Source organism: Bacillus cereus group sp. BfR-BA-01310 (assembly GCF_022664325.1).
Classification (GTDB): domain Bacteria; phylum Bacillota; class Bacilli; order Bacillales; family Bacillaceae_G; genus Bacillus_A; species Bacillus_A paramycoides.
In genome coordinates this window covers 58121-72514 of the sequence record NZ_JAKUHD010000007.1, presented here as the reverse complement: position 1 = coordinate 72514, position 14394 = coordinate 58121, and the positions used below count along the sequence as shown (strand labels likewise).

The window sequence follows — 14394 nt, the reverse complement described above, 5'->3', positions numbered from 1 at the left end:
TTATGAAATTTTGTATAGGTACTCATAAATCTCCTAATCAATTGATTAGGGGATTTATGTAAAGCTTAATCGTTTTAATGCTCATATTTCGGTATAATACTATTTAGTTTGAGTACATAATTTTACAATTTGACTTATGTAATTTATCACGTTAAGATGCTTTTATTATAAAAGAAAGGCTTGAAGTTAATGATTCGTCGTTTGAGAAAGCTAAAAAATGTCGCTGTCGTATTAAGCTTCTAAGTGAATTGCAAAAATCTATAATACTTAGAAGCGAGGAATATAGTTATGAAGCATCCATTATTTAATCATTGGTCTGAAACAAAGTATTTAAAAGATATAGTAACAAATCCACTTATTGAAGTAGGAGAGTACTCCTGTTATTCAGGATATTATGGACATCAAAATTTTGAAGATGGTTGTGTAAGATATTTATGGGGCGATGCTAAGTCCCAAGCACTTTTCAATCCAATTGAACAGATGGGTTGGCATCTTGATAAACTCATAATTGGAAATTATGTTTGTATTGCAAGTGGAGTTATCATTTTAATGGGTGGGAATCATAATCATCACTCAGAATGGATTACAGTTTATCCATTCGCTGAGCAAATAGAACAATCATATGAACCAAAGGGCGACACAGTCATTAAAAGCGATGCTTGGATTGGAATGAATGCTATAATAATGCCTGGCGTTACAATCGGTGAAGGTGCAATCGTTGCAGCAGGATCTGTCGTATGTAAAGATGTTCCGCCGTATACAATAGTTGGTGGAAATCCTGCTAAGGAAATAAAGAAACGGTTCACTGATACAGAAATGAATATGCTAATGGAAATGCGTTGGTTTGATTGGGATAGAGAATTGATTGAGAATGCAATTCCTCTTTTATCTAGTCCGACCATTGAACCATTATTTGCTTTTTATAAAAATGAAGTGAAAAATAAATAAATCAGTTAGAAAAACTACATTCAATATAGGATGTAGTTTTTTTATTACAAAAAACTAATAGTCTAGAGAATGAAAGTGCATGTATTGATTCTTTCAAAGATGATTGTTTTTAAGGACACGAATAAGTGGATTTGATTTTTTAGTAATAATAAAAAAATCAGATCCACTTTTGAAATTATAACCAACATCTAATTTTACACTCTTGTTTTTCTAGGTCTAACATGTGTCTAAACGTACAATTTCCCGATGGGGACAGGTATATGACTGGTATTCTTTGCATTGGCAAATCGAAATTTTATTTAAAACGTGGAAGCCATTCTTTCAAATTTGGGTCCCCCATGCCCTTAAAGTTAAGAAAAGCAAATACCTCCAAAACGGAAATTTTGTGCATTTTGCTCTTTTTTATTATTTTGGGGTAACTAGTTCTTTTAGCTTGATGGGCAAGGGGGCACCATATCCAAAAAGAAATGTGTACGCTTAGACACAAATAAACATGTTTTCTGTACGTTAAGTATGCAACTTTTTGTTGGGAAAATACGCTTAATATCCAAGAAGTAAGGCCTACGCTTACGTTTTAACAAACCACTCTTACTAGTTTTCAAAAAATAAATTCCTCTCAAAAAAAGATTTTATATAAGCTTCGTTTGCTAAGGGTGAGGCGGGATCCCTGGTTGAAATCTATTCTTTTTTTAGGGAATAGAGACGATGTTTATTACTTAAAAAAGTTAAAGTAAGTTCATTCATCAATTATTTAGAGTAGACCTTATTAAGGTTCTATATACTTTTTAAAAATAGATGTGATTTTTTAAATAGGAAATTTCTTATATAGAAATTTCCTATATCTTTATAAAAACTTTAATTTATCTTTCTTTTAATTTAAATAATCTACTTTAAACTCAAGGAGAATTATGAAAAAAGGGCTGACAAAGAATTTATTAAAAAGATTAAGCAATGCGAACAAATCATTGCATAAACATAGATTCTTTTAGGCGTATTAAATTTACGGAGGTAATAAAATGAAACAGAAAGTATTCGTACTATATGGAGGTAAATCTGCTGAACATGAGGTCTCATTAGAATCAGCTTTAAATGTATTAAACGAATTAAATAAAAATAAATATGATGTATTTGCTGTATATATTACGCCAGAAGGAAATTGGAGCAAACCAAGGCTAACATGTAATGGGGAAATATTGAAATCTCAATTAATCGTAGATACAAAGGACAACTTGGGACAATCAATGTGCGAATTTTTACAGGAAATAGACGAAAATAGCATTGTGTTCCCAGTGTTACACGGTACCTATGGAGAAGATGGGAAGTTGCAAGGAATGTTAGAAATTTTAAACATCGCATATGTTGGAAACGATGTATTAACATCTGCTGTTGGAATGGACAAAGTTTGGTCTAAAAAAGTATTTGCTCAACATTTGATTCCACAAACACCTTACGTATATTTCAATACAGAACAATATAATCACAATAAAAAAAATTGTATAAAGGATGTTGTTACGCAGGTTGGATTGCCATGCTATGTAAAGCCTTCAAACATGGGTTCTAGTATAGGGATTAGCTATTGTAAAACTGAAGAAGAATTAGTACAAGCTATTGAAGTAGCCTTTTTATATGACAATAAAATTCTTATTGAAAAAGAAATAGTAGGTAAAGAAGTAATTGTTGGTGTAATAGGAAATGAGAAGCCACATTGCTCTTTAGCAGGAGAATGGAAAAGAGAACAAACTTTCTTTAATTTTGAGGATAAGTATGAAGATGAGCATTTAACACCACAAATTCCAGCACTTATTCCGGATACAACATATGTAGAATTGTGTAAATATGCAAAAGAAGCCTATACAGCTTTAGAAGGTTCAGGACTGATGAGAATAGATTTCTTTGTTACGGAGAGTAATACTATTTATTTAAATGAAGTTAATACACTTCCGGGATTTACAAAACATAGCATGTTCCCTCTGTTATTTGATAAAACTGATGGCATGAAATATTCCGAGTTGTTAGACCACTTAATTCAATTGGGTTTATTAAAACACAGTAATAAAAATAATATTCAATTTAGGAGAGCAGAATTATGATTACAAGAACCATATCAGAAGTTACTAATATGATCAAAGAAAGTTATTTCACGGGTAAAAATGTTGTAATTAAAGGAGTTTCAATTGATTCGCGGAATCTGGTAGAAGGTTCTTTATTTATCCCAATTATTGGTCCAAATAGTAACGGGCATCATTTTATTCAAGGAGCTATTAAAAACGGAGCTGCAGCAACATTATGGAAAAAGGGGGAACCTAATTATCCTACTAATATTCCTGTCCTTTTTGTAGATGATACAACAGTAGCGCTACAGCAATTAGCAGCTTCTTATCGTCAACAGCTAAAAGCTACTTTTATTGGTATAACGGGTAGTAATGGAAAAACATCTACAAAAGATATTCTGCATAGCATTTTATCTACTAGTTATAAAACCCAGAAAACTCAAGGGAATTACAATAATGAAATTGGTGTTCCATTAACCTTGCTGAAGTTAAAAGAAGATGTAGAAATGGCGGTAATTGAGATGGGGATGGGGCGTATAGGCGATATTACATTTCTAAGTAAAATGGTCCAACCAAATATCGGTATTATCACGAATATTGGTCATGCACATCTAAGTAATCTTGGATCACTAAAGAACATTGCATCAGAAAAAATGGAAATGATGATTGGACTAGATCCAGAAGGCATACTTTTTTTCAATGGTGATCATTCTTTACTAGTTGATGAGGCGAAAAATTATCCGCATAAAAAATGTACTTTTGGGGTAGGCGAGATCAATGACATCTATCTAACTTCATGTAGGACATTCTCATCTTCCATAGCATTTACAGCTTCACATAGTAGTGCACAGTATCGTTTACCTCTTATAGGAGAACATCAAGCAGTTAATAGTTTAGTAGCCATTAGTGTAGCGAAATATCTTAATATGCTGGATAAATGGATTCAACAGGGGTTAGATAATGTAATTTTATCTTCACAACGTAATGAAGTAATTCAAATTGGTAACATAACAATTATTAATGATACGTATAAATCCAATCCAGAAAGTGTAAGAGTAGCTATAGATACCCTTGCTTCATTAGATGTTGGCTCTAGAAAACTTTTTGTAATGGGTGATATGTTAGATATGGGAAGTCAAGACAGAATGCTACATGAACAAGTTGGTGAGTATGTAAAAAGAGCGAAGCTAGATACAATTTTTGGATATGGTGAATTAACATTTCACACGATTGTTAGGGTACAAAAGGAATTTCTACCAAACAAAGCCATACATTTTAAAGAAGAAACAGAATTAATTGAGGGTATTATTGAGTATACAAAAGAACCATGTACTATTTTATTTAAAGCTTCTAGAAATTTACGATTTGAAAAATTAATTGAACTGTTAGAGCAGCGGGTGACCCTATGAAGCCTCAATTACAAATAGATATAAATAAAGTAAAGAAAAATGTATCAGAATTGGTAAAAAAAGCACACCAGTATAATATCTCTATCGTAGGTATTACGAAAGGCGTTTGCGGTAATGAAGATTTTGCTAAAGCACTAATGGAAGCTGGAGTCGATTGGTTAGCTGATTCTCGAATTGAAAATTTGAAAAAGATTAGTCACTTGCCAATTGAAAAAATGCTATTAAGATCACCAAAATATAGTGAAATTGATGAGGTTATACAGTATGCTCATTGCAGTTTAAACTCTGAGCTGAAAATAATAGAAAAGCTTTCAGAAGTAGCAGAACAACAGAACAAAAAACACGATGTTATCCTCATGATTGATGTCGGTGACCTTAGAGAAGGGATATGGTATGAAGATGAAAAAAAGATTCATGATACCATATCAAAAGTTTTACAAATGAAAGGGATTAATCTAACTGGAATTGGGACGAATTTAACTTGTTTTGGTGGAATTATTCCGACAGAAGAAAATTATAGCTTCATAGCGGATCTAGCACAAAAAATTCGTGATAAATACAATATACCATTACCAATTGTATCAGGTGGAAATTCTAGTAGTTTACAAATGCTAAATGATGGAATGGTCCCAAAAGGTATTAATAATTTACGAATTAACCAATCTGTATTTTTAGGGAGAGAAATAGCGTACGGCCAAAAGTTAGATAATTGGGAAACAGATGTCATCCAACTTCGCGCAGAAATTATCGAACTTCAAACTAAGCCATCATTACCTCGAGGAGAACGAGCTTATATGAATGCATTTGGAAAGCCTATTTCTATAAGTGATAAAGGTCTACGTAAAAGAGCAATTGTTGCTATGGGAAAGCAAGATATAGATATCAATGGTTTAAAAGCTATTGATGAAAATATTACTGTTGAGGGTGGAAGTAGTGATCATTGCATTATAGATGTTACAAATAGCTTACAAAACTTTGTTGTTGGCGATTGGGTGGATTTTAAAATAATTACGTATAGTGGTGTTTTATCAGGAATGGCTTCTAACTATATAGAAAAGGTCTGCATAAATGAAACAGTATGTTGCCATTGATATAACACGAGTTATTGCAGCAATTTTAGTAATTACTGTTCACACAGATCCACTTTTCCACTATTCACAGGACGGTAATTATTTTTTAGTTTCAGTATTAGCGCGTATAGCTGTTCCATTTTTCTTTGTAACATCTGGATTTTTCTTTGCCTCAAAGGTCCGTATAAACTATTCATTTAAAGAAGATTTACCACAAGTAATACCAGTGATAAGTAGGCTCATAAAGCTTTATGTTATATGGACACTGATATACTTCCCATTGCAAATGTACATTTGGGTTAAAGGTGGCGAGTCATGGAGGTATTGGTTAGTATATTTACAAAAAGCATTCTTTGAAGGTAGTTACTATACACTTTGGTATCTATCTGCCCTAATTTTTGCAATGGCTTTTTCATTTGTATTGTTTAAATTATGTAAACCTAAGATAGTGTTAGGAATTACTCTTATGCTTTTTATTTGTGGTACTTTTCTGCAATCCTATTTCGATATATTCCGATCAAGAGAGCTGCTTTCTTGGTACTACACTCTATTTTTAACAACAAGAAATGGCTTGCTGTTTGGTAGCTTTTTTGTAAGCTTAGGAATGTATATTTCTTACTTTAAAAAGACCCGTTCGCAAAAATATAATATAGGATTTTTATTTCTATCATTTGTGTTACTGACATTTGAAGCATTTAATGTGCAACATTTAGCCTTTACGAAAGGAAATGGCATGTGGTTTATGCTAGTACCAACTGTTTATTTTCTATTTATGACATTATTGAATGTGAATTTAGAAAATCATTCGAGTTACCACATTTTACGACCATTGAGTTTTCTCATGTATGTGTCACACGGATTATTTTTAATCCTTTTCTCAAAATTGTATCGTATAGATTCTTTGTTGTATTTTATAGTCATATTATTGGAAACATGCATTTTTTCAGTAGTATTATTGTTTGTTAGTAAAAAAATACCGTGTTTTAAAAAATTATATTAAATAAAAATTTCTTGTTATACAACGAAAGGATATATGAAAACAGCATGCGATAGAACGAGCAGAATTTCCTTATTCACCCAACTTCAAATCTGTTCTAATTATGAAAGGAATCTACTAGAAAGGTAGGTTCCTTTTTAATAGATAAGTGATTAGAATTCTATTGCAAATCTAGTTTAAATGAATTTCATGATGAAAAACCATTCATTATTCTATCAAGGGGTCTCACTACATGCCCGTCAAGCTAATACATGGGTATTCTAAATCAATTTGTACAGTTGAATTTTAATAAAATTTCTTGTGCCATTTGTTATATAAAAGACATTAATTCAATCATATTCTAATAAAATTATCATTCTCTGTGAACCTATACCTTTTCTTTTATCAATCTTTATAAAATCTTTATTTTATCTTTCTTTCCTATTAAATATTTTATTTTAAATTAATTATATAAAGAAATGGAGGCTAGAAAATGAAATTTTTTAAAAAATTTAAGTACCTTTTTATTGCGCTTATCCCTATGTATATAGTTATTCTTTATTTTCAATCGAATAAAAGAAAGCTAGGTATTCGAGAAAAAAGTGCGCTTTTAATGGATGTATCATATGGAGAAAACTCTCCCTTACAACAGTAAATGCGCCAAAAGTGATAAAAGCGGACGTTATATAGAAAAGAACTTCGAATATTTACAATACAAACCGCTACTTAATATGATAACAATGGCATTTTTTCATTGCCACCTTTGTAAATTTTAATTTATATATATTGCATATAAAACTAATGGAGAGAGAAATAATGAAACTATTAAAAAATAATAAAAAGAGAATATTTAAGGCCGTACTATCATTAGGAATTCTTTTAACAACAGCATTTTTAGTGTACTTTACAATAGGTAAATTCAATTCTCCTTCTGCAAAAGCGGGAGTTAAAGAAAATAGTAAACGAGCTATAGAACAAGCAAAAGAAAAAATAGAGCATACAAAAAAGAAAAAATCTGATGGAAAGCCCGAAGGGAAAGTAGTGTATTTAACATTCGATGATGGGCCGAGTACATTGACTGGTCAATTTTTAGATGTATTAAAAGAGCAAGAAGTCAAAGCAACATTTTTTATGATAGGAAAAAACCTACAAAATACGGGATTCCAAGAAAATGTTAAACGAGCAATAAAAGAAGGTCATTATATCGGTGGACATAGTATGACACATGATAGTAAGAAGTTATACACTAATGGACAATTTGTACCAGAGATGAAAGAAGCATTAGCGCTTATCCGTAATATTACAGGAACAAATCCTACGCTGGTTCGCCCTCCATATGGTTCAGCACCTGGATTGAAAGGCCAACAGGTTCGGGACCAAATTGCAGAAGCTGGTATTAAAGTTTGGGATTGGACAATTGATTCTCATGATTGGGAGCTAAAAGATAATCCTAACCAAATTGTAGAAAATATTAAAAAGGGAACAACAGATGACATGGAGGTCATTCTTATGCATGAAAAGCCACAAACATTACAAGCACTTCCAGAAATCATCAAATTTTATAAAGAAAAAGGATATGAGTTTGGTGTTTATCAGGATGCTGACCATTTTCACCTGAATTTCCAAAAAGACGCACGCTTGTAAGCTAAAAATAATATAAAAAACCTTATACTAAAAAGATTCTCTTTTTCTTTGATGAAGGTGATTACAAAAAATTCAAAAGAAATAATAATGTAGAACCGGCTGAAGGGATATCAGTAATTAATGAAAAAGAGGATCATCAAATGATTAACGATTATGAGTTAATATCCCCAAAAAATATGAATATTAGTGACAATATTTGATACGAACAAGCGAGGTGATCTGGATGAGAAGAACATTAATAAAAATTGGAGTATTTATTTTGGTTTTAACAGTAGGGATATACATTTTTAAATACGCATATGAACAACATACCAATCTAGCTAAAGTAAGAACCACTATTAAACAAATATCAATGGAATATGGTATACCATCATGGATTCCCCTATCTATTGCATTTCATGAAAGTAAGTTTGATCCAAATGTAGTCGGAGATCAGGACACATCATTTGGACTATTTCAACTCCATCGAGGTGGATTAGCACCTGAAGATTTAACGGACGAAGAGTTAAAAAATGCAGAAACCAATACACGAATTGCGATATCTAATATGACAAATGCATATAACCGTGGTTTACAGCAAAAATTAAAAGGACTAGAGCTATTAAAACATGTTGCTAATACCTCAGGTTGGCCTGGGAATAAGGGTGTTCAATGGACAGAGAAACAGACAGACTATAACAAGGGATTAGAAAACAGTTTTAAAATGTTTTCTAAACGAATACACGATTTTATAGATTGAACAACCCCCACTTAACACTCGTACGAGATGTTTGAAGTGGGGGATTCCTGCGAACACGGATGTGTCCACCAAGTTATCTTAGCAGGCACTGCCCGTAGTTCCTACGGTGAGAACTGAAGTGTCTTATACATTGACTCACCACGCTCCCTACTTTTGCTTGGTTTTCTCAACCTCGGCAAGCGTGGGATGATAGAAGGATAAAATTTTTCAGTAGAAGTAACTTTAACATGATTTAGGATTATAAACTTTTAACAATTTATATTAAACAAAACTGTAGGAAGGGTGTAATTGTATGAAGACGAAAATTTTAATTGTTGATGATGAAGCTGATATTGTACAGTTAATCGATTTATACCTCCGAAATGAAGGGTATACGATTCATACGGCTTCTAATGGTATAGAAGCATTAGATATCATGAAACACGAACAAATTGATTTAATGATACTAGATATTATGATGCCACATATCGATGGCATAGAAGTATGTAAACAAATAAGAAAATTTAGTGATGTTCCTATTCTTATGTTAAGTGCAAAAGCTGAAGATATGGATAAAATAATAGGATTAATGACAGGGGCTGATGACTATATGATCAAGCCTTTTAATCCTTTAGAATTAGTTGCTCGAGTAAAAGCTTTATTAAGAAGATCTTTTTTGAAAAATACTTCCAATCAAAATGTTAAAAAAAATATTATACAAATTCGATCACTTGTAATTAATAAGGAAAATCATATTGTTACAATTGGAAATACTATCATAAAATTAACGCCTATTGAATTTGAAATTTTATATGTATTAGCATCTACGCCTGGAAAAGTCTATAGTTCCGAAGAGATTTTTGAGCGGGTTTGGAAAAATGTAGCGTGTGATTCAAATAAAACCGTTATGGTTCATATTAGTAATATCAGAGAGAAATTAGAAAATGTTTTAGAAGGGGAAAGGATAATACAAAATGTATGGGGAGTGGGATATAAAATTGAAAAATAGTTCTTTACAAATTCTTAAATCCATTCCTATATGGAAAATATGTATATATGTTTCTCTTGCAATATGTCTATCCTATGGAACCCTTTATATTATAAATGTGATTTATTGGGGCTTAGATGCTACGTCAAGTACGTTTCATACGGTGCGTAGAGAAATTTCACAGGCTTATGGACCTAGGCATTTAGAACAGCTGTATGCTAATCTTTACTATCTCTTAAATTTTGTATTTATTCTATTTTATATTTCACTATGTTATGTGTATGAAAAGAGAAAATATTTCAAAAAATATTTCAATCAAATTTTAAATGAAATCAAGCATATTGGAAACATCAATTTTGAACATGAAATTATCATTATACCTGATACTCCACTAGGGGAATTGGCAAAAGAAATTAATAACATAGTAAAGCAATTAAAAACATCTATTGAAGAAGAACGTTTAATAGAGCAGACAAAAAAAGATTTGATTACAAATGTTTCACATGATTTACGGACACCGTTGACCTCAATTGTTGGATATTTAGCTTATATTCAGCAAGATAAATATAGGGATGAAATAGAATTACGTTATTATATAGAGATTGTATATGATAAGGTTTTAAGATTAACTACTCTAATAAATGATCTATTCGAATATACACGTTTTCAAAATAAAGGGACACACTTAGAAAAAACTAAAATCGATATCACTGAAATGCTTGAACAATTAGTAGTGCAATTTCGGTTTGAAATAAAGCAGGCCAACATGAATGTTCGGCTATCTATATTATCAAAAAAATTAAGTGTGCTTGCAGATGGTGACAAATTAGTAAGGGTGTTTGAAAATCTAATTACAAATGCAATTAGATATGGAAGCGATGGGAAATATATAGATATTGTAGCACGTGAAGAGAATAAATTAGTTGTGATAGATATTATAAATTACGGTAGTTCTATACCAACTACAGAATTACCTTATATATTTGAACGTTTTTATCGAGTTGAAAAATCTCGGTCTCTTCAGACAGGTGGTTCTGGGCTGGGTTTAGCAATCGTCAAAAGTATTGTGGAATTGCATGATGGAACAATTGAAGTACACAGTGATATAGAAAAAACAACTTTCACAGTAAAGTTACATGTATTTTCAGAGGAAACTTCTTTATAAGAAGCTTCCTCTTTCTTTATTAAATCTTTATTTTTTCTTTTCTTCCAATTAAATATTTTATTCTAAACTAATTTTACACAAGAAAAAAGGAGATTAGAAAATGAAGATTTTAAAGAAACAGATTTATATTCCTATACTATGTATCTCAGCAATTATATTCCTCTATTTTTTTCAAACACATAATAATGAGCTGAATATTCAAGCAAAGGCTGCGATTCTAATGGATGCCGAATCAGGAAAAATTATCTATAAAAAAAATGAGGATATACCTTTTGCACCAGCGAGTATGTCGAAAATGATGACAGAGTATATCGTATTAGAGCAAATCGAAATTGGCAGCTTAAAATGGGATGATTCTGTTACGATTAGCTCAAATGCTGTGAATAGCGAGGGTGTAAAAATTAATGTAAAAGATGGAGATCGTTTAACTGTTAGAGAACTATTTCATGCGATGGTAATATCATCAGCAAATAATGCTGCAATTGCATTAGCTGAACATATTTCTAAGAGTGAAAAGGATTTTACACTGCTTATGAATGAAAAAGCAAAGCAATTACAATTATCAGATCAGACGCGCTTTGTTAATGCAACCGGCCTTGCTAATGAAAAAAATGAAGAATCCCAAATGACTGCATTAGATGCAGCAAAATTAGCACAACATTTGATAAAAAACTATCCGAATATATTAGAAATAGCCAAACTTACATCATTTAACTTATGTGGAACCACTGTAAATACAACCAATAAAATGCTCTATCCATCTAATAGAAGATTATATTTTCAAGGAGCGGATGGATTAAAAACTGGATTTACAGATGCAGCAGGATACTGTTTTACAGGAACAGCAAAACAAGATGGTAAAAGGATGATTTCTGTTGTAATGGGGACTAGTAATGGTTCTCAGCGTTTTATAGAAACCAAGAAACTATTCTCATATGGATTTGATAAACTTTATATACCTTTTCTTTAATAGGGTACCACCATATGCGGTGCACACTGGTTTGATTTTTTTTGTAAATGTGGAACAAATGTATTACTTAGATTGTCTATTAAGTGTAATTCTAAAAAATATGAAAGTACGGATTATATCGAAAAATACAAAGATATTAAAAATAGGGATGTGAGTGGAAATACTGAGTGTTAGTCTTACAAGTGTAAAACTTTTTACAGGTGAAAACCATTGCAGGTAAACGCAAAAAAGCTGAGAAAACTAACCTTGCAAATCATGCGATTCATCGAGAATTCGCTCAATTCAAGAAAAAGTTTGACGCTAGACTGGGTGCCTATACTATTGATACCGATACCGTACAAATCGGTAAGTGACTGTCCGATTTAATGAGCACTTTCACCTATATGGTTTTGGCTGCAGGAGTAGTACTAAAGTAAAATTCAATTGACAAACTTGATGAATCTATAACCTTCACGAAATATGACTTAGTTGAATATTCACTAACCATAAAAAGTACGTGGATATCGGTATGACTCTTGAAGAATTTGCAGGGACCGCTATTCGTTAAGGTGATAAAACTGCAGGAGACTAACTGATTCGTGTTAGCTCCTAAAAGATTGAGATGAGATGGTCTATTTAAAAACGATCCTAATGTCTTATATGTATATAGGATTTGATAACACTGTCTATTTTTTGGCGAATTATGTTAGAATAACGGTTTTTTGAGTACAAAGATATTGGAGGTAACAGAAGTGAAAGGTATGTTTTGCAAGAGATTCATTGCAATAGTAACAGTGCTTACACTATTTTGTAGCATGTTTGTTACATATGGAAGTGTATCAGCAGAAAAAGGATCTGCTTTAAATATTGAAGCAGGTGCAGCAATATTAGTAGAAGCAGATTCCGGGAAAATTTTGTATCAAAAAAATGCGGATGAACTATTAGCGATTGCTAGTATGACAAAAATGATGAGTGAGTACTTAGTTAGTGAAGCTATAGCTAAAGGGAAACTTAAGTGGGATCAGAAAATTAAAGTTTCTGAATACGCACACGAAATTTCACAAGATCGCTCATTATCAAATGTGCCTCTAGAAAACGGTGGTTATTATACGGTAAGAGAGCTATACGAGGCAATGGCAATTTGCTCTGCCAATGGTGCAACAATTGCTTTAGCTGAAGCAATTGCTGGAAAAGAAGTCGATTTTGTAAAAATGATGAACGATAAGTCGAAAGAGTTTGGATTGAAAAATTATAAATTTGTAAACTCTACAGGCTTAACAAACAATGATTTAAAAGGACAGCATCCTGAAGGGACAACTCCAGACGAGAAAAATAAAATGTCTGCAAGAGATTGTGCGATTTTAGCACAACGTCTTATTCAAGATTTCCCGAAAATATTAGATACAGCAAAAATCTCGAAAAAAACATTCCAAAAGGGCGGCAAGTATCCAATTGATATGGCGAACTCGAACTGGATGTTAAAAGGGTTAATTAAGCAATATGAAGGTGTAGATGGCTTGAAAACAGGAACAACTCCAGAAGCTGGGGATTGTTTCACTGGCACAGTAGAAAGAAACGGTATGCGTCTAATCTCTGTAGTGATTAAAGCAAACTCTCATACAGCACGTTTTGATGCAACAAAGAAATTATATGATTATGGATTTGCGAATTTTGAAGTGAAGAAGGCCTATGAAAAAGATTCAGCAGTAAAAGGGCATGAAACAGTGCGGGTAGAAAATGCAAAAGATAAAGATGTAGCAGTTCAAACGAAGCAAGCTGTTGCACTTCCAATGCCAAAGGGCAGCAAAGACGTTTATAAAAAAGAATTTAAAGTATTGAATAAAGAACAAGAAGCGCCTATTAAAAAAGGTGTAACAATTAGTCAAATGATTATATCGCCTATAGATAATAACGATCCTGGGTTCTTATCAGGTAAATCATTACAAGTAGACCTTGTAGCAAAATCTGATGTAGGACAAGCTAATTGGTTTACACGTTTTATGCGTGAAATCGGTTCTTTCTTTAGCGGCGAATAGCGCGGCTGATATAGTTAAAGGTTAGTTTTAAGAGCTCCCGAGAATTCTTTCTTACTATCTATATCCATAGGATAAAACTAAATATTTGCTTGAAACAAAAGGTTTCAAAGTATTATAGATTCTTATGTGTATGGTTTGGAATTGAAGATTGCATTAATTCTCAAATTTGGTTAACGTGTGTTTTTTCCATTTTGCGTTCTGTACCCCAGATAGCATTCCAGAAGAAGATTTACCCCATTCTTTTAGTATGTTTTATACAGATGGTAAAACAAGAAAAGAGAAATAAGCCGGTATAGGATTTGAATTATTTATTACTTAAAATATTGTTGAGCAGCATAATGGGGGGATTTCTGCTGAAAGTAATGTGATAAGAACAATATTTGAAGTAAGGTTACCAAAAGAAGAGAGTTCAAAAATTTAATGAAATTTTAAAGTTTACC

General features: G+C 32.1%; 11 protein-coding genes and 2 pseudogenes. All 13 read left to right on the top strand.

From position 1 onward, the window contains the following. The first annotated feature begins 288 nt into the window (after nt 1-288). Entirely contained in the window at nt 289-948 is a 660-nt protein-coding gene (locus MR109_RS16015) for a CatB-related O-acetyltransferase (protein WP_242272979.1), read from the top strand. 1016 nt (nt 949-1964) lie between these two features. Continuing rightward, nucleotides 1965-3038 carry a D-alanine--D-alanine ligase family protein gene (locus MR109_RS16005; protein ID WP_242272977.1) on the top strand — a complete coding sequence of 358 codons (1074 nt, stop codon included), beginning with the start codon at nt 1965-1967 and terminating at the stop codon, nt 3036-3038. Next, nucleotides 3035-4408, top strand: coding sequence for a UDP-N-acetylmuramoyl-tripeptide--D-alanyl-D-alanine ligase (locus tag MR109_RS16000; protein WP_242272975.1), 1374 nt, complete (start codon nt 3035-3037; stop codon nt 4406-4408). Before MR109_RS16005 ends, MR109_RS16000 begins: the two co-directional genes overlap by 4 nt. Then, nucleotides 4405-5499, top strand: coding sequence for an alanine/ornithine racemase family PLP-dependent enzyme (locus MR109_RS15995; RefSeq protein WP_242272973.1), 1095 nt, complete (start codon nt 4405-4407; stop codon nt 5497-5499). The genes MR109_RS16000 and MR109_RS15995 overlap by 4 nt, the downstream gene beginning before the upstream one ends. Then, the gene (locus tag MR109_RS15990; RefSeq protein WP_242272970.1) at nt 5477-6478 is read left to right on the top strand and encodes an acyltransferase family protein; all 1002 of its coding nucleotides are present in this window, start codon (nt 5477-5479) and stop codon (nt 6476-6478) included. Before MR109_RS15995 ends, MR109_RS15990 begins: the two co-directional genes overlap by 23 nt. Nucleotides 6479-6947: 469 nt before the next feature. After that, complete coding sequence (locus tag MR109_RS15985) at nt 6948-7109, top strand: hypothetical protein (protein WP_242272965.1); 162 nt, start codon at nt 6948-6950, stop codon at nt 7107-7109. A gap of 161 nt (nt 7110-7270) precedes the next feature. Continuing rightward, complete coding sequence (locus MR109_RS15980) at nt 7271-8098, top strand: polysaccharide deacetylase family protein (protein ID WP_242272963.1); 828 nt, start codon at nt 7271-7273, stop codon at nt 8096-8098. Between the two features lie 223 nt (nt 8099-8321). Then, nucleotides 8322-8837, top strand: a complete 516-nt coding sequence (locus MR109_RS15975; protein WP_242272959.1) for a transglycosylase SLT domain-containing protein — start codon at nt 8322-8324, stop codon at nt 8835-8837. Between the two features lie 292 nt (nt 8838-9129). Then, nucleotides 9130-9825 carry a response regulator transcription factor gene (locus MR109_RS15970; protein ID WP_002172001.1) on the top strand — a complete coding sequence of 232 codons (696 nt, stop codon included), beginning with the start codon at nt 9130-9132 and terminating at the stop codon, nt 9823-9825. Continuing rightward, complete coding sequence (locus tag MR109_RS15965; protein ID WP_242273165.1) at nt 9815-10969, top strand: sensor histidine kinase; 1155 nt, start codon at nt 9815-9817, stop codon at nt 10967-10969. The genes MR109_RS15970 and MR109_RS15965 overlap by 11 nt, the downstream gene beginning before the upstream one ends. Before the next feature lie 100 nt (nt 10970-11069). Further along, nucleotides 11070-11939, top strand: a complete 870-nt coding sequence (locus MR109_RS15960; protein WP_242272957.1) for a D-alanyl-D-alanine carboxypeptidase family protein — start codon at nt 11070-11072, stop codon at nt 11937-11939. Between the two features lie 731 nt (nt 11940-12670). Then, nucleotides 12671-13979 (top strand): annotated as a pseudogene (locus MR109_RS15955) (D-alanyl-D-alanine carboxypeptidase family protein). A gap of 183 nt (nt 13980-14162) precedes the next feature. Further along, a pseudogene (locus tag MR109_RS15950) lies at nt 14163-14375 on the top strand (ATP-binding protein); the annotation flags it as partial. Nucleotides 14376-14394 lie beyond the last annotated feature (19 nt).

Excerpts from the sequence above, each read along its gene's own strand:
- MR109_RS16015 (WP_242272979.1), top strand. The coding sequence starts at position 289 with ATGAAGCATCCATTATTTAATCATTGGTCTGAAACAAAGTATTTAAAA.
- MR109_RS16005 (WP_242272977.1), top strand. The coding sequence starts at position 1,965 with ATGAAACAGAAAGTATTCGTACTATATGGAGGTAAATCTGCTGAACAT.
- MR109_RS16000 (WP_242272975.1), top strand. The coding sequence starts at position 3,035 with ATGATTACAAGAACCATATCAGAAGTTACTAATATGATCAAAGAAAGT.
- MR109_RS15995 (WP_242272973.1), top strand. The coding sequence starts at position 4,405 with ATGAAGCCTCAATTACAAATAGATATAAATAAAGTAAAGAAAAATGTA.
- MR109_RS15990 (WP_242272970.1), top strand. The coding sequence starts at position 5,477 with ATGAAACAGTATGTTGCCATTGATATAACACGAGTTATTGCAGCAATT.
- MR109_RS15985 (WP_242272965.1), top strand. The coding sequence starts at position 6,948 with ATGAAATTTTTTAAAAAATTTAAGTACCTTTTTATTGCGCTTATCCCT.
- MR109_RS15980 (WP_242272963.1), top strand. The coding sequence starts at position 7,271 with ATGAAACTATTAAAAAATAATAAAAAGAGAATATTTAAGGCCGTACTA.
- MR109_RS15975 (WP_242272959.1), top strand. The coding sequence starts at position 8,322 with ATGAGAAGAACATTAATAAAAATTGGAGTATTTATTTTGGTTTTAACA.
- MR109_RS15970 (WP_002172001.1), top strand. The coding sequence starts at position 9,130 with ATGAAGACGAAAATTTTAATTGTTGATGATGAAGCTGATATTGTACAG.
- MR109_RS15960 (WP_242272957.1), top strand. The coding sequence starts at position 11,070 with ATGAAGATTTTAAAGAAACAGATTTATATTCCTATACTATGTATCTCA.